The sequence below is a fragment of the Micromonospora foliorum genome (assembly GCF_022229015.1).
GTDB lineage: Bacteria > Actinomycetota > Actinomycetes > Mycobacteriales > Micromonosporaceae > Micromonospora > Micromonospora foliorum.
The window spans coordinates 1-14,613 of the sequence record NZ_JAKKFF010000114.1 but is presented as its reverse complement, the minus strand read 5'-3'; the positions used below and the strand labels follow the sequence as shown (position 1 = coordinate 14,613).

General features: G+C 69.3%; 16 protein-coding genes and 1 tRNA gene. 10 read left to right on the top strand and 7 right to left on the bottom strand.

Going from position 1 to position 14,613, the window contains the following annotated elements:
- Nucleotides 1-654, bottom strand: a 654-nt coding sequence (locus PSH25_RS10410) for a protease inhibitor I9 family protein (RefSeq protein WP_238658827.1), incomplete at its 3' end; no start/stop codon positions are given.
- 319 nt (nt 655-973) lie between these two features.
- On the opposite strand from PSH25_RS10410, the gene PSH25_RS10405 reads away from it, so the two are divergent.
- From PSH25_RS10405 to PSH25_RS10395, 3 genes are all read left to right on the top strand, one after another.
- Nucleotides 974-1,858 (top strand): GH25 family lysozyme, encoded by an 885-nt coding sequence (locus PSH25_RS10405; protein WP_238658826.1) that lies wholly within the window; start codon nt 974-976, stop codon nt 1,856-1,858.
- Nucleotides 1,859-2,227: 369 nt separating this feature from the next.
- Nucleotides 2,228-3,496 (top strand): DUF1800 domain-containing protein, encoded by a 1,269-nt coding sequence (locus PSH25_RS10400; protein ID WP_238658825.1) that lies wholly within the window; start codon nt 2,228-2,230, stop codon nt 3,494-3,496.
- Nucleotide 3,497: 1 nt separating this feature from the next.
- Nucleotides 3,498-4,760 (top strand): DUF1501 domain-containing protein, encoded by a 1,263-nt coding sequence (locus PSH25_RS10395; RefSeq protein ID WP_238658824.1) that lies wholly within the window; start codon nt 3,498-3,500, stop codon nt 4,758-4,760.
- Nucleotides 4,761-4,791: 31 nt separating this feature from the next.
- Here PSH25_RS10395 and PSH25_RS10390 read toward each other — a convergent pair whose 3' ends face one another.
- Both PSH25_RS10390 and PSH25_RS10385 read right to left on the bottom strand, forming a co-directional pair.
- Nucleotides 4,792-6,222: a sugar transferase gene (locus PSH25_RS10390; RefSeq protein WP_238658823.1), complete on the bottom strand. Its 1,431-nt coding sequence runs from the start codon at nt 6,220-6,222 to the stop codon at nt 4,792-4,794.
- Between the two features lie 286 nt (nt 6,223-6,508).
- Nucleotides 6,509-7,573 (bottom strand): LCP family protein, encoded by a 1,065-nt coding sequence (locus tag PSH25_RS10385; protein WP_372492761.1) that lies wholly within the window; start codon nt 7,571-7,573, stop codon nt 6,509-6,511.
- Between the two features lie 119 nt (nt 7,574-7,692).
- Between PSH25_RS10385 and PSH25_RS10380 the strand changes: the two genes are divergently transcribed.
- From PSH25_RS10380 to PSH25_RS10370, 3 genes are all read left to right on the top strand, one after another.
- Nucleotides 7,693-8,526: a class I SAM-dependent methyltransferase gene (locus PSH25_RS10380; protein ID WP_238658822.1), complete on the top strand. Its 834-nt coding sequence runs from the start codon at nt 7,693-7,695 to the stop codon at nt 8,524-8,526.
- 4 nt (nt 8,527-8,530) lie between these two features.
- A complete protein-coding gene (locus PSH25_RS10375) occupies nt 8,531-9,349 on the top strand; it encodes an MOSC domain-containing protein (RefSeq protein WP_238658821.1) in 819 nt (272 codons plus the stop codon).
- A 111-nt stretch (nt 9,350-9,460) separates the two neighbouring features.
- Nucleotides 9,461-10,450, top strand: coding sequence for an expansin EXLX1 family cellulose-binding protein (locus tag PSH25_RS10370; RefSeq protein WP_238658820.1), 990 nt, complete (start codon nt 9,461-9,463; stop codon nt 10,448-10,450).
- Between the two features lie 43 nt (nt 10,451-10,493).
- On the opposite strand, the gene PSH25_RS10365 is transcribed toward PSH25_RS10370, so the two are convergent.
- The 4 genes from PSH25_RS10365 to bcp form a co-directional block, all read right to left on the bottom strand.
- Nucleotides 10,494-11,021 (bottom strand): GNAT family N-acetyltransferase, encoded by a 528-nt coding sequence (locus tag PSH25_RS10365; RefSeq protein WP_238658819.1) that lies wholly within the window; start codon nt 11,019-11,021, stop codon nt 10,494-10,496.
- 162 nt (nt 11,022-11,183) lie between these two features.
- Nucleotides 11,184-11,266: transfer RNA gene (locus tag PSH25_RS10360), tRNA-Leu, on the bottom strand.
- A gap of 235 nt (nt 11,267-11,501) precedes the next feature.
- The gene (locus PSH25_RS10355) at nt 11,502-11,807 is read right to left on the bottom strand and encodes a hypothetical protein (protein ID WP_238658818.1); all 306 of its coding nucleotides are present in this window, start codon (nt 11,805-11,807) and stop codon (nt 11,502-11,504) included.
- Nucleotides 11,808-11,837: 30 nt separating this feature from the next.
- Nucleotides 11,838-12,314, bottom strand: a complete 477-nt coding sequence (bcp, locus tag PSH25_RS10350) for a thioredoxin-dependent thiol peroxidase (protein ID WP_238658817.1) — start codon at nt 12,312-12,314, stop codon at nt 11,838-11,840.
- Between the two features lie 220 nt (nt 12,315-12,534).
- Here bcp and PSH25_RS10345 point away from each other — a divergent pair, with 220 nt between their 5' ends.
- The 4 genes from PSH25_RS10345 to PSH25_RS10330 form a co-directional block, all read left to right on the top strand.
- Nucleotides 12,535-13,251 (top strand): energy-coupling factor ABC transporter permease, encoded by a 717-nt coding sequence (locus tag PSH25_RS10345; protein WP_238658816.1) that lies wholly within the window; start codon nt 12,535-12,537, stop codon nt 13,249-13,251.
- Nucleotides 13,248-13,673 (top strand): PDGLE domain-containing protein, encoded by a 426-nt coding sequence (locus PSH25_RS10340; RefSeq protein WP_238658815.1) that lies wholly within the window; start codon nt 13,248-13,250, stop codon nt 13,671-13,673. The genes PSH25_RS10345 and PSH25_RS10340 overlap by 4 nt, the downstream gene beginning before the upstream one ends.
- A gap of 15 nt (nt 13,674-13,688) precedes the next feature.
- Entirely contained in the window at nt 13,689-14,459 is a 771-nt protein-coding gene (gene cbiQ / locus PSH25_RS10335) for a cobalt ECF transporter T component CbiQ (protein ID WP_238658814.1), read from the top strand.
- On the top strand, nt 14,456-14,613 hold a 158-nt coding region (locus tag PSH25_RS10330; protein ID WP_238658828.1), incomplete at its 3' end, for an ATP-binding cassette domain-containing protein. The genes cbiQ and PSH25_RS10330, both read left to right, overlap by 4 nt.

Genomic DNA, 14,613 nt, shown 5'->3' with positions numbered 1-14,613 from the left:
GGCCTTGGCGGCCGCGTGGTTGGGGTGGGGGATGGTGCCGGCGACGTGCGTGCCGTGCCCGTTGCAGTCGTTCGCGACCGCGTCGTTGTCGACGAAGTCGTACCCGTTACTGGCCCGCCCACCGAACTCCTGGTGGCTGATGCGGATGCCGGTGTCGATGACGTAGGCGTGCACGTTGCTCGCCGTGTTCGGGTAGGTGTAGCGCTTGTTCAACGGCGCGAAGATCTGGTCCAGCCGGTCCAGGCCCCACGACGGCGTGTTCAGCTGGGTGTCGCTCTTCGACACCTTGCGGTTCTGCTCCACGTACGCGACCGAGGAGCTGGTGGCCAGCTTCTTGGCCTGCGCCTCGTTCATCCGGGAGGCGAAGCCCCGGATCGAGCGGGTGTACGTGTGGGAGACAGCGCCACCGTACTGCTTGGTGAGAGCCTTGGCGCTGGCGTTGACAGCGGCCGGGTCGGCCTTGGTGTCCTTCAGGACCACGATGTAGCTGTCCTTGATGGCACCCTTGTCGGCGGACTTGAGGGCCCGCGGCAGCTTCTGCCCGTCCGACGGCGCGGCGTACGCGGCACCGCCGCTGGAGATCGTTGCGGCTGCGACTACGGCTAGGGCGAGCCCGGCCGTGACCGAGCGACCAGCTCGGCGAAGTTGGAACACGTGAGACTCCCCGTGGGGTCAGCGTCCAGAACGGACGCACTTGAAAGTCCCCGCCTTTCGGCAGAGACGCAGCCCATCTTCGTTGAACTGCGGCATCGATGGCTCAGCCGTTCGGACTGATTGATGATGAACGCAACGGCGGGGTTGATGCTCCGGCGCGATTCAATTCACTTCTGCCGAGCGGGGCAGCGCGAACAGCCCTCACTTGCGTAAAGTGCGACAGTACTTTCGCGCCGGTTGAGCCGCCGGTCCACGCGATGCCGACGTTCGCTGACGAACCGCGAGACGTCGGCTCCTGAGCAAGGAGATTCGGCCACTCATGTCACGGAAATGGATTCCGGTGCTTGTCGCCTCGGCGCTGACCGTCAGCCTGCTCGGCACGTCACCGGCGGCGAGCGCGGCGACTACCCCTGACGGTGGTGGCCGAGCCGTCGCCGGTGGTCCGCCGGGAGTCCGGCAGAGCCAGGTGTCCGCGCTGGCCAACCCGCCTGCCGGCTACACCGTCCGTGGCATCGACGTGTCCAGCCACGACCACAACCTCGGGCCGATCAACTGGGGCGCGGTGGTGGCCGAGGGCAACAAGTTCGTCTACATCAAGGCCACCGAGGGAAACGACTACCTCAATCCCTACTTCAACGGCGACTACACCGCGGCGAAGGCTGCGGGTCTCCTCGTCGGCGCGTACCACTTCGCCCGCCCGGACGGGCGCGACCCGGTAGGTGAGGCCAACTACTTCATCGACAACATGCGGTGGGCGAAGGACTCCCGCACGCTGGTGCCGATGCTCGACTTCGAGTGGCCGTACTGGGCCGGTGCCCCGACCTGCTACGGGTTGACCCCCGCCGAGCTGACCAACTGGGTTCGGGTGTTCACCGACCAGGTCAAGGCACGCATCGGCCGACCGATGATGATCTACACGAACACCAACTTCTGGAACCCGTGCACCAACAGCGACGCCACCTTCGGCGGCCTGCTGTTGGACATCGCCGGCTACACCACGACCCGGCCGCCGCTGCCCGCCGGCTGGGCCACCGAGACCATCTGGCAGTACGCGCCCGGCGATCCGTCCCAGCCCGGCAACTACAGCAAGAACGTCTTCAACGGCGACTACGCGGGCCTGACCCGGCTCACCAGTCCCGAGGTCAGTATCGCGCCGCCCGGCCGACCGGTGCCCCGCCGGCCGATCGCGCCGAAGCTCCGTTGACCGGCGCGACAACGGTTCGGAACGTCGCCACCAATTCATCCCGTCGACACTTTGCCGTCGGGCAATTCGAGCGTGCGCAGGCGGGCCGACCCGCCTGTTCGCTAGTCCCCTGGCAACATCACGGGTGAAAGAATTGGTGCGCACCGCAGAAAACGATGGCCGCCGCGCTGCGCGGCGACGTCGAGACCGGACGAGGGGCGCTGCTCGGGGCGCGAAACGGGCCGACCGCCTCCGCGGAGCGACGCCGGGAGAGTGCTTCTCCCGGTAGGAGGGTCGGCCGCAGCCGCGCCGGCTCGGGCTCCGCGAGGTATGGGTGGATATCAGACCCGTGGCTCGACCGTGTCCTGGCCGTCGCATACATTTGCTGGCATGGCCGACGATCTCGCGTTGCTACTGCGCCGCGCCGGTTTTGGCCCCACCGCCGCCGAGTTGGCCGCGGCGAAGAAGGCAGGGTACGAAGCGACAGTCGCCGCTCTCACGGCGCCGACAGCGCCTGACCTGGGCGCCTCGCTGGCCCCCGTGCCTGTTCTGGGCCCGGATCCCTTCTCCGGGCTGTCGAACCCGACCGCCGCTCAGCGCGCCAAGGCGGGCGAGCAGCGTTGGGAGCAGACGAAGCGGATCACCCAGTGGTGGTTGGACCGCCTCACGGTGGCCGATCACCAGACCCGCGAGAAACTGTGGTTCTTCTGGCACGGGCACTGGGCCACCTCGGTGCGCAAGGTGATGAGGCCACAGCTGATGCTGTTGCAGCACCGAAATCTGCGCAGCTCGCTCGACTTCTCGGTGATGGCGCACAAGATGATCACGGATCCGGCGCTCGTCTTCTGGCTCGATGGCGAATCCAACACGCGGACCGCCCCCAACGAGAACCTCGGCCGCGAGTTGCTGGAACTCTTCATGCTCGGTATCGGCCGGTACTCCGAGCGGGATGTGAAGGCGGCGGGTCGTGCGCTGACCGGCTGGAGAATCGACTACGACGGCGCCCGCAGTTACTTCAACCCGGCCTGGCACGACAACGGGGCGAAGACGATTCTCGGTGAGACGAAGAACTTCGATGCCCACTCGCTCGTCGACTTCCTGCTCAAGCAGGATCGGTGTGCCGCCTTCATCGCCGAGCGCCTGTGGTTCCGCTATGCGTCGTCGACCGACCCGATTCCGAAGTCCACCCGGGACGCCATGGTGGCCGTCTTTCCGAGCTCGATGTCGATGCTCCGGAAACTCTTCGAGGACGAGGCGTTCCGCGCCAGCGCCGGCAGGTTGGTGAAGCAGCCTACCGAGTGGTTCGTCGGCGCGATGCGGCATCTGGGGCTGCGGCCGGGGGAGCTGTCTGATGAGATGTCGACGTACGTCCTCAATGGTCTGGAGCGGTTGGGCCAGCTGCCGTTCGCGCCTCCGAGCGTCGAGGGGTGGCCGGCCGGGGTCGAGTGGTTGACCGTTGGGGCGGCGCAGGCCCGCCTGAACTTCGCCGGTCGGATCGCCCAGTTGGTCCCAGCCCAACGGCTGACCCCGGAGGACGTGGCGCACGTGCTTACCATCGAGACCTGGACCAACAGGACGTACTCGGTCCTGAAGGCCACCACCGACCCGCAGCGGCTGTTGACCATCGGGTTGGCGAGCCCGGAATACCTGGTGACGTGACATGGATGCAGTGACCCGGCGCAGATTCCTCCTGGCCTCGGGGGTTGCCGGCGGCAGCGCCCTCGTGGCCGGCGCGGCGAAACTGAGCCTGGGAGGTCTGCTGCGGACGGCCGGTGAGGCGTCCGCCGGCGAAGACCACCGGAAGACGTCGAAGCTGGTCATCGTCACGCTCTACGGCGGCAACGACGGCCTGAACACGGTCATCCCGTACGCGAGTCGGGCCTACTACGCGGCCCGGCCCGAGCTGGCCTACGAACCGGAGCGGGTGCTTCGCCTGGACGCCGCGCTGGGGCTGAACCCGATGCTCAAGGGCTTGAGTTCGCTGTGGGGCGAGCAACGGCTGGCGGTGGTCCTCGGAGCCGGCTATCCGAAGCCGGACCGCAGTCACTTCCGCTCCATGGACATCTGGCAGACCGCCTCGCCCAGTGGCCCGACCAGCTCGGGCTGGGTGGGCCGGTGGTTGGACGGCACCAAGGCCGCGCCCGAGGCCGCGGTCAGCTTCGAGCCCATGCTCCCGCCCCTTCTCGCCGGCGAGACCCGTACCGGGGCCTGCGTGAGCATCGGTGGGCTCAAGCTGCCACCCGGAGTCACCGCGGACATGGTCGGCGTGCTGGGGCGCAGGGAGCCGAACGAGTCGGAGTTGCAGGCGCGGGCCGCGGATGCGTACGCCAACCTCATCAACATCGACCAGCTCATCCGGCATGCCGAGACCGTCAACGCCGCGCTGGAGGCCACCGTCCAACCGGACAGCCCCGCCACGGGTACGGGCGGGTCGAACGTCCTCTCCGCGCAGCTGTCCCGGGTGGCGCAGTGTGTCGAGGCAGGGGTCCCCACCCGGGTCTACTCGGTGAGCCTCGGTGGCTTCGACACGCACGCCTCGGAGCGGCTCGGCCACGAGTTCCTGTTGCGTCAGCTCGACCAGGCGTTGACCAGCTTCGCTGGCCGGCTGTCGCGCACCGAGGCCGGCCGACAGGTCACCACGGTCGTCTACAGCGAGTTCGGCCGGCGGGTCCGGGCGAATGCCTCCGACGGCACCGACCACGGAACCGCCGGCCCTGTCCTCGTGCTGGGCTCCCAGGTCGCCGGCGGGCTCTACGGGGAGCAGCCGAGCCTGACCGACCTGGACGACGGTGACCTCAAGGCGACGACGGACTTCCGAGATGTCGTCGGCACCCTGCTGGCCTCGGTGTTGCAGGCCGACCCGGCGCGCTATGTCGGCGGCGGGTACCAGCCGAAGATGCTGCCGTTCCTCGTGCGCGACTGACGGTCACCACCGGACCGGCCGGTGGTGACCGTCAGCGGCCACCACCGCGGAACACCTCCGCGACCGTCCGGAGCACCACCTTGACGTCGAGCCAGAGCGACCAGTTCTCGATGTAGTAGTTGTCGAACCTCGCCCGGTCGGAGATCGGGGTGTCGCCGCGGAGGCCACTGACCTGCGCGAGCCCGGTGAGGCCGACGGGCACCCGGTGGCGCATCGCGTAGTTCGGGTACTCGGCCGAGAACTTCTCCACGAAGTGCGGCCGCTCCGGCCGGGGCCCGACCACGCTCATCTCACCGCGCACGATGTTCCACAGCTGCGGCAGCTCGTCCAGGGACGTCCGGCGCATGAACCGCCCGATCGGGCCGACCCGCCGGTCGTGCGCGATGGACCAGTTGGTCTGTGACTCCTGCTCGTCCACCGGGCGCATGGACCGGAACTTGATGACGTTGAACGGTTTGCCGTACCGGCCGATCCGCTCCTGGTAGAAGAAGATGCCGGGACCACCGTCGATGAAGGTGGCGATGGCGCAGAGCAGCAGCACCGGGCTCAGCAGGATGAGCGCCAGCGTGGCGACCAGGACGTCGGAGGCCCGCTTGATGGCCCAGCGCGGCCCGGACAGGGTCGTGTCGCCGATCTTGGCGATCGGGATGGCGCCGATGTGGTCGGGGTATCCGGCCTGGGACCGGGACCCCCACAGGCGGGGCACCACCCAGAGGTCACAGCGCGAGGTGTTCGGCTGGAGCAGGGCCGCGATCAGGGTTGACTCCGTGCAGTCCGGGTCGGCGATGACCACGACGTCGCAGTTGAGCAGCCGGACCAGTTGTTCGATGTTGTCGAGGGTGCCGAGCAGCGGAACGGCACCCGAGTCCTGTCGGGACGCCGCGTCGACGCAGCCGACGAAACGCAGGCCGTACTGCGGGTAGCGCCTCAGCAGCCGGGCCAGCTCCACGCCGATCGGACCGCTACCGATGATGATGGCGTTGTGCTCCACCCACCGCCGCCGACGCGCGACGATGGTGAACTTCCGGCTGAGCGCCCGACCAGCGATCACCAACGCTGCGGAGAGCGCGACCCCGTGCATGAAGCTGGTCACGTAGTCCACCGACGCGTGCCGTTCGGCCGCGATGATGGCCACCACCGCGGCCGAGGCCAGCAGCCGCCCGCAGAGGATCGGCAGCTCGTCGAGGATGCTGACGTGCCGGCGGGCCCGGTAGAGCCCGCCCGCCGCGAAGATCGCCACCGTGAGGGCGGCGTTGGCCAGCGTCCCGCGCCAGTAGTTCTGGGTCAGCAGCAACGGAGTCAGCAGCGCCACGACATCGACGGGAGCCGTCATCATCCAGGCGCGCAGGAAACGAGTGCCGGTCGAGGCCCTGGAGCTGGCGTAGGGCAGCACCGCCGTCGTGTCGAGACCGGGGACCATCGCCGCCTTGACCGCCGGGTCGGGCCGCTCGACGCGGGGCATCGCGGCAACAGTCGGCGCATCGTTGCCAGGCTTGTCGTCTGCTGCCACCGACTGTTGTGGAGCCGACTGTTGTGGAGCCGACTGTTGTGGACCGGCCTGTTGCTGCGGCACCACCGCCTGCTGCGTGGCTCCGTCGGACGCGCTCGAATAACTGACCGCCGAATGGCGTGACATGATCGATTCCTCCCCCGTGACTACCCTCGGCCTTACATGTCTCGCCTTCGGGCGATCGCAGGATATGAGCCGCTCAGCCGCGCCGCCAGAGCCGGATGGACAATTGAATGCCCTACTTCCCGGCGGCCAGGATCTCCGGCACCGCGTCGCGTCGGACCGCACCGTAGAAAGACTTGGCCTTCTCGCTGTTGGCGAAGACCACGCTCTCGCTGCCGACCCGGCCGGTGCCCTTTGTCGGGCTGGTCAGGAAGGTCATGTTGCCACCGCGCAGGTTGCGCAGGTCGGTCGCCATGTCCAGCAGGGACATCTTTTCGTCCACCGAAACCGCGCTGGACGAGGCCTTGACGAACGAGTTGAGCCGGCCCGGGTTGGTGAGGATGCCGCCGGAGGCCGCCTTGTCCATGATTGCCCTGATGACCTGCTGCTGGTGTCGGATACGGGCGAAGTCGCCGTCGGCGAACTGCTTACGCTGCCGCGAATAGTCCAGTGCAGCCTCGCCGTCCATCCGTTGCATGCCCTGCTTGAAGTCACGGAACGGCGGGTGGATCGAGGTGAACGACTTCTCCGAGTCGATATCGACGCCACCCAGTGCGTCGATGATCTCGACGAATCCGGCGAAGTCAACGATCATGACGTGATCGATCCGGACGTCGGTGAACTTCTCCACGGTCTGCACCATCAGCGGCACCCCGCCCCAGGCGTAGGCTGCGTTGATCTTGGCGTCGCGGCCGCCGTTGTTGCCGTCCTTGGAACGCGGCACCGACACCCAGGTGTCGCGGGGGATCGAGACGAGCTGAGCGCTGGATCGGTCCTTCGGGATGTGGGCCAGGATGATGCTGTCGGTACGCGAGCCGGTCGTGCCCTCCGGATCACGGGAATCGCTACCCAGAATCAGCATGTTCAGAGCGCCCTTGGCCGCTGCCTGCGGACGGCCCTCTTCGGGTACGTCAGCGAACGCGTCGACCCGGTCGATCCCCGAATTGATCGAGCGGAAGTAAAGCCCGCCCGCGATGAGACCGCCACCGCCGAGCAACGCCATCACCAGAAAGGTGATCAGGGCGACCTTCTGCCACCGGGGGCGGCGACGCCGCGATCGGGGTGCCTCAGTCGGCTCAGGCTGCGACTGCGGGTCAAAGAACTGGGTCTGGGGTTCCACGTACTCCTGGCGATACTGCATGCCGCGATGCTACTGATTCTGCGTTACCAGCATGTACCCCCGTCCGGCCCATCCGGCTGCACATCCTGACCAAAAGACTTTTTCCACCAACGATTGCCTGAACCTGATATGAAGCAGCGGTGGACGCCACGCAGCTGCGCCGAGCCATCGCCCGTACCCCACTCGCACCCGTCGCCGCATTTCCCAAGCGGCTCGCCCGGGTCGCCCGCCACGACGCCAAGGTGCTGCGCGCCTCGGCGCGGTGGTTGGTCACCTCCCGTGAGCATCACAACTACACGTACGACCTGACCAAGCTCAGCCGCCACCACCTGACCTGGTTCGTCAGCGTCGTCTGCGACATTCCGGTCCAGCAGGTCCGCGGCTACGTCGCCGAGATCGAGTCCGACGACGCGCTGCGGCTCCACATCGAGCAGGCCACCGCCACCGCAGCCCGCCGTGGCCTCGCCGACAAGAAGGTCCGCTACGCCCGACGCGTCGGCTGGTACGCGATCGTCCGGGCCACCCGCCCCGCGCACGTGGTGGAAACCGGCGTGGACAAGGGGTTGGGCACCTGTGTCCTCGCCTCCGCCCTCCTGCGCAACGCGCAGGAGGGGCACCCGGGCCGGGTCACCTCGCTGGACATCAACCCCGAGGCCGGCTACCTCGCCCGGGTCGCACCCTGGTCGGAGGTCGTCGACCTGGTGATCGGCGACTCGATCGCCTCGATCGGCGCACTGGACCGCCCGGTCGACCTGTTCCTGCACGACAGCGACCACAGTCGCGCCCACGAGAAGCGCGAGTTCGACGCCGTGGAACCCAAGCTCGCCCCCGACGCGATCCTGCTCACCGACAACGTCACCAGCACCAACGTGCTCGCCGAACACGCCGAACGCACCGGCCGGCGGTTCCTCGCCTACCGGGAGAGCCCGGCCAACCACTGGTACCCGGGCGACGGGATCGGCGTGGCATGGTAGCCGGGTGCGGCTGACCTCGATTCACACGTACCCCATCAAGGGTTGTCACCGGCTCGACCACGACGGCGCGTTCGTGCATCCCTGGGGCCTGGCCGGCGACCGGCGCTGGATGCTCGTGGACGCCGACGGCGTCGGCGTCACCCAGCGGGACACGACCCGGCTCGTCGGCCTGCACGCCGCGGTGCGCCCCGGGGGTCTGTCGCTGCGCGCCGACGGGCAGCCCGACCTCGACGTGCCGGAGCCGACCGGCGGGAAACCCGTCGCGGTGCGCACCTTCCGCAGCCGCACGTTCCCGGTCCCCGCGCTGGCGGCCGGCCAGGCGGCCGACGACTGGCTCGGCGCCCTGCTCGGCCGACCGGTCCGGCTGGTCTGGCTCGCCCAACCCACCCGCCACCTGGCCGCCGGGGCCCGCGAACACGACACCGGTGACCAGGTCAGCTTCGCCGACGCCTACCCGCTGCTGCTGGCGAACGTCGCCTCCCTCGACGCCCTCAACGACTGGCTGGCCGAGGCGGGGGAGGAACCGGTGCCGATGACCCGGTTCCGACCCAACCTGGTGGTCAGCGGCGCGCCGGCCTGGGCCGAGGACGACTGGGTCGGTCGGCCGCTGCGCATCGGCGACCGGTCGTTCCGGGCCGCCGGGCCGTGCGACCGCTGCGTGGTGACCACCACCGACCAGGAGACCGGGGTACGCAACAAGGAGCCGCTGCGCACCCTCGGGCGGTACCGCAACGTCAAGCAGAAACTCCTCTTCGGACTGAATCTGGTGCCCCTCGACAGTGGACCGCTGGCCGTGGACGCCCCGCTCGTCATCGCGCCCTGACCGATCCGCCGACCCGCAACCGGCACCCCACGATCACCGTCCGTCGATGCTGTCTTAGCTTTGGCTTAGCCCGCTTGTCGGTACGCGCCCGGGTCCGGCAGCATCGCCGTCGTGACGGACGGAAGCGCTGTCGACATCAACATCGACCTGGACCATCCTCCAGAGGACCGGCCCGCGCCGCCGTCCGGCGTGAAGCCCTGGCTGGTCGCCACCGGCGTCACCGTCCTAGCGGCGGCGCTCGGGCTCACCCTCACCCTGCGCTCCGGCTCCACCCCGGCCTGCGCCGCCGGCCGGACGCTCGCCGCCGCGCCGCCCACCGGCAACGCCACGCACAACGGCAAGGCGACCTTCTACGACTCCAAGGGCGCCGGCGGCAACTGCTCGAACCCGGCCGCCCCTGCCAACCGGCTCTACGTCGCGCTCGGTCCGACGGAATACTCCGCCGGTGCCGCCTGCGGCGGATTCCTCGACGTGGTCGGCCCGAAGGGCACCGTCCGGGTGCTCATCATGGACCAGTGCCCGGAGTGCGAGCCCGGCCACCTCGACCTGTCCCGGGAGGCGTTCGCCCGGATCGCCGACCCGGTCCAGGGCCTCGTTCCGGTCACCTACCGCGCGGTGGTCAACCCGCCGCTGCCGGGACCACTCACCTTCCGGATCAAGGAGGGCGCGTCGCAGTGGTGGTTCGCCGTCCGCATCGGCAACCACGGCAACCCGCTGCGGACCGTCGAGGTCCGCCAGGGTGGCAGCGGGCCCTGGCAGCCGGCCGCCCGGCAGGACTACAACTACTGGCTGATCGCCTCCGGTGCCGGGCCGGGCCCGTTCAACGTCCGGGTCACCGACGTGTACGGCAACCGGGTCACCGTCGGCGGCATTCGGATGGCGCCGGGCCAGGTGCAGAACAGCACGGTCCGGATGTACGCACCTGGCGCCGGGACGGGCACTCGGCGTCCGTCCGCGTCGACCCGGCCGCCGAGCAACCGACCCGCCGTCACGCCGACACCGACTCGCCGCCCGGTCGAGGTGGCGCGGGCGAGCACGCCGGGCACCGACGCGCCGACCACCAGTTCGGCCCAGGCGAATGCCCGGTGGTGCGCGGGCTGACGGTTCGTGCCGGACCCGTCCGGACCGCGCGGCGGAGGTCGGCTCAGTCGGTCACCGTCAGATCGAGCCACATGAGGATCTCGTCCCGGTCGTCGTCGGGGGCCACCCGCAACGCGCCCGGCAGCCGGCCGATCTCCCGATACCCGAGGCGGCCGTAGAACTTGTCCAACGCCAGCCCGTCGCGCACCGTGACGTGCAGCGCCTCGTGGCCGAACGCCCGGCCCAGCCGGGCGGCCTCCACCATCAGCGCCGCGCCGTATCCGGTGCCCTGGGTGTCCGGGTGGACCATCACCCGCTTCACCACACACCAGTGCGCCTTGAGCGGAAAACGGTTGTCACTGAAGATCAACATAGCGACCAGTCGGCCTCCGGAGTAGCCGACCAGCAGCCGGTCCGGTCCGTCGACGATGCCGGCGAAGGTCGGATCGGCGATGACGTGCACGTCGGTGGCGCTGACCGGTGGCACGAAGCCGACCGCGCCGCCGGCGTTGCTGACGTCCACCCAGAGGGCGACGATCTCGGCACGTAGCTGCGGGGTCAGGTCGGGGTCGAGAACGAAGCGCAGACTCACGCCCGCCATCCTGACCCGACGACCAGGCCCACGACCCGCGACAGTGACGCGCCCGACAACCGTCCTGGCTCCGCGAGTGACGCGCCCGATCATTGGGCGGCACCAGACGCGACGGTGACGAGCCCGACCACCGCGCGCCGGCACGCGATGAGTGTTGACCTGTGCGGGAGAGGGGATTCGAACCCCCACATCCTTCCGGATACAGGTTCCTAAGACCTGCGCGGCTGCCATTACGCCACTCCCGCCAACTCCCTGAGTTTAGAGTGTCTGGCTTCGGCGGTGTTGAGCCCGGCCTCCTTGAGGATGGTCGAGATCGTGCCGTGACCAACGCTGCATCCCCCGCCAGGCAGCTCGCGAAGGATGCCGGACAGCCGCTTCGGTCCGACATCCGGGTGCGCCAGCGCCTGTTCTATTACCAAGTCGCGATGAGCCCTCGAACGCCAACTGCGGTTCGGACGTGGTGTCAACACGCCGTCCTGCTCAAGTCTTCGCCGAACCTTGTGCAGATACGCAGAGGGCCCGCACGCCGGGCGTCCGGCAGGACCCGTCCGGCAGCACAACCAGGAGCTGCGCGGATGTGGTGCGCCGTTCGCCACGCAGACCCTTGTTGTGTGCCTGCCTCGTGAAGTGTGAGGTGTCGATGCCGAACCGCTTGAGCTGCCGGCTGATGTGCGCGTGCGAGCCACCGCTGACGCGTACGCCGAGCAACCGCATCACCTCGGTGATGTTGCGGGCGGCGGCGGCAGCGGCGGCCAGCGCTTCGGGTGTGTACTTGTATCGAACCACTGACGGACCGTAGCGAAACGGTACGACAGGTCAGTCCAGGCCGAGGTCGCGGCGGAGTTTGGCGACGTGTCCGGTGGCCTTGACGTTGTAGAGCGCCCGTTCGATCTTGCCGTCGGCGTCGATCACGAACGTCGAGCGGATCACGCCGGTGACGGTCTTGCCGTAGAGCTGCTTCTCGCCGTACGCGCCGTAGGCGATCAGCACCGCCTTGTCCGGGTCCGACACCAGCGGGAAGGTGATGGCGTCGCGCTCGCGGAACTTGGCCAGCTTCTCCGGCTTGTCCGGGGAGATGCCGACGACCTCGTAGCCGGCGGCCTGGAGTGAGGCGAGCGAGTCGCGGAAGTCGCAGGCCTGCTTGGTGCAGCCGGGGGTCATTGCGGCCGGGTAGGCGTAGAGGACGACCTTGCGACCTCGCAGGTCGGCGAGGGAAAGCTGGTCGCCGGTGTCGGTGGCGAGGGTGAACTCGGGCGCGGGGTCACCGGGGGAGAGGCGGTCGGGCGAGGTCATGGCCCGACCCTACCGCCGAGCCGGCGGGTGTCGCCGCCGGCGAGACGCGTCGGCGTGTGGGCGGGTGAAACCGAGCCGTTCAGAAGGAGGTGGGCCGAAGGAGCTGACCTGGAAAGGTGATCAAGGCCATCCGTTGTTGCCAGAGTATGGCAACAACGATGCTTGGGAAATAGGCTGACCCACGCCGGCCCGGTCGGGCCGCTGACGCGTGGGAGGTCGCGTGGAGACACTGGCGATGCACATCTCGAACGGGATCATCGACGGTCCCGTGGCGGCGATCTTCGCTGCGCTCGCTCTTGCCGCGCTCACCGCCTGCGTCCTGCGCGGTCGGCGCGACCTGGACGACCGGCTGGCCCCGATGGCCGGCCTGGTGGCGGCGTTCATCTTCGCCGTCCAGATGCTCAACTTCCCGATCTTCACGGCCGGTGTCAGCGGCCACCTGCTCGGTGGGGCGCTCGCCGCCATGCTTGTCGGCCCGTGGGTCGGCGCGCTCTGCGTGGCCGTGGTGCTTGTCGTACAGGCACTGATCTTCGGTGACGGCGGCGTGGCGATGCTCGGCCTCAACATCACGAACATGGCGTTGCTCGGCACCGCCGCGGCGTACGCGCTGATCGCGCTGCTGTTGCGGGTGCTGCCCCGTACCCGGGCCGGTCTGGCGGTGACCGCGTTCGTCGCCGCGACGGTCAGCGTGGTGGTGGCGTCGCAGGGCTTCGTCTTCGAGTACTGGCTGGGTGGCACCACCGACCTGGGCAACAACCTGGGTGGCCTGGCCGGCACGATGGCCGCTGTCCACCTGCTGATCGGCATCGGTGAGGGCCTGATCACCGCGACCACGGTGCTCACCGTCGCGAAGGTACGCCCCGACCTGGTGTACGCGCTGCGTTCCCTGCGCGCGCCCGCCGCCCCTGCCGTCCCGGTCGCCGGAGGTGTCCGATGAAGAACCGTTCCTGGGCCTTCCTGGCCGGCGGTCTGCTGGTTGCCCTGCTGCTCGCGGGCGTGGTGAGCAACTACGCCTCGTCGCACCCGGACGGGTTGGACTCGTCCCTGCTCAAGGGCTGCACCGTCGACGCCGACGACAACATCGTCGGGGGGAGCTGCCCGGCTCAGCAGGCCCGTGACCACGAGTTGGCCGACAGCCCGCTCGCCGACTACGGCGTACGGGGCGTGCGGAACAGTTTCGTCTCCACCGGCCTCTCCGGGGTGCTCGGCGTGCTGGTCACCTTCGCGATCGGGGCCGGCGGGTTCTGGCTGCTGCGCCGTCGAGGCGGCACGCCGACCGACGGTGACGCGACGACGCCCACCGAGGTCCACCCCGCGACGTCCGACGACGTGCGGCGCCGCGCCGACGCGGCCAGCTGAGCAGGGGGTACGCGGATGGGCGCCGGTCACGGGCACGTGCTGTACCGCGAGTCGGACTCGCCGGTGCACCGGCTCCCGCCCGAGGTCAAGATCGTGGCGATGGTGGTCTTCACCGTCGCCGTGGTGGCCACCCCACGGGAGGCGTTCTGGGCCTTCGGCGCGTACGCCGTGCTGGTGGCGGTGGTGGCGGCGCTGGCCCGGGTGGGGCCACGGTGGTTGCTCAGCCGAGCGTTGATCGAGCTGCCGTTCGTGCTGTTCGCCGTCGCCCTGCCGTTCCTCGGCAGCGGCGACCGGGTCGAGGTGCTGGGCCTGCGCCTGTCCGAGGACGGGCTGCACGGCGCGTGGAACATCGTGGCCAAGGGCACCCTGGGGGTGCTGGCCTCGCTGCTGCTCGCCGCGACCACCACCACCCGGGACCTGATCGTGGGGTTGGACCGGCTGCACTGCCCGCAGGTGCTCACCCAGATCGCCACGTTCATGCTGCGCTACCTCGACGTGCTGGTGGGCGAGGCGCGGCGGATGCGGGTGGCCCGGATCTCCCGCGGCGACGACCCGCGTTTCCTGTGGCAGCTGCGCGGCTTCGCCGCCGGGATCGGGGCGTTGTTCCTGCGCGCCTTCGAGCGCGGCGAGCGGGTCTATCTGGCGATGCTGTCCCGGGGCTACACCGGGCGGATGCCCGCCGTGTGGCAGGGCGAGGGTGCGGCGAGCACCGGTCAGTGGCTGGTCGCGGCCACCGTGCCGGTGTTGGCGGCCTCCATCGCCGCCACCGCCGTCGTGCTGTCATGATCGGTGTCGTGCAGACCGCTGTCTCGCTGGACGTTCGGGGCGTTCGTTACGCGTACCCGGACGGGCACGTCGCCCTGCGGGGGGTCGACCTGACCGTGCCGCGTGGCGACCGGGTGGCGCTGCTCGGGCCCAACGGCGCCGGCAAGACCACGCT

Coding starts and splice junctions, on each gene's coding strand:
- PSH25_RS10405 (WP_238658826.1), top strand. CDS start 974: ATGTCACGGAAATGGATTCCGGTGCTTGTCGCCTCGGCGCTGACCGTC.
- PSH25_RS10400 (WP_238658825.1), top strand. CDS start 2,228: ATGGCCGACGATCTCGCGTTGCTACTGCGCCGCGCCGGTTTTGGCCCC.
- bcp (WP_238658817.1), bottom strand. CDS start 12,314: ATGACCTCGCCCGACCGCCTCTCCCCCGGTGACCCCGCGCCCGAGTTC.
- PSH25_RS10385 (WP_372492761.1), bottom strand. CDS start 7,573: ATGCAGTATCGCCAGGAGTACGTGGAACCCCAGACCCAGTTCTTTGAC.
- PSH25_RS10340 (WP_238658815.1), top strand. CDS start 13,248: ATGAAGAACCGTTCCTGGGCCTTCCTGGCCGGCGGTCTGCTGGTTGCC.
- PSH25_RS10395 (WP_238658824.1), top strand. CDS start 3,498: ATGGATGCAGTGACCCGGCGCAGATTCCTCCTGGCCTCGGGGGTTGCC.
- PSH25_RS10390 (WP_238658823.1), bottom strand. CDS start 6,222: ATGCCCCGCGTCGAGCGGCCCGACCCGGCGGTCAAGGCGGCGATGGTC.
- cbiQ (WP_238658814.1), top strand. CDS start 13,689: ATGGGCGCCGGTCACGGGCACGTGCTGTACCGCGAGTCGGACTCGCCG.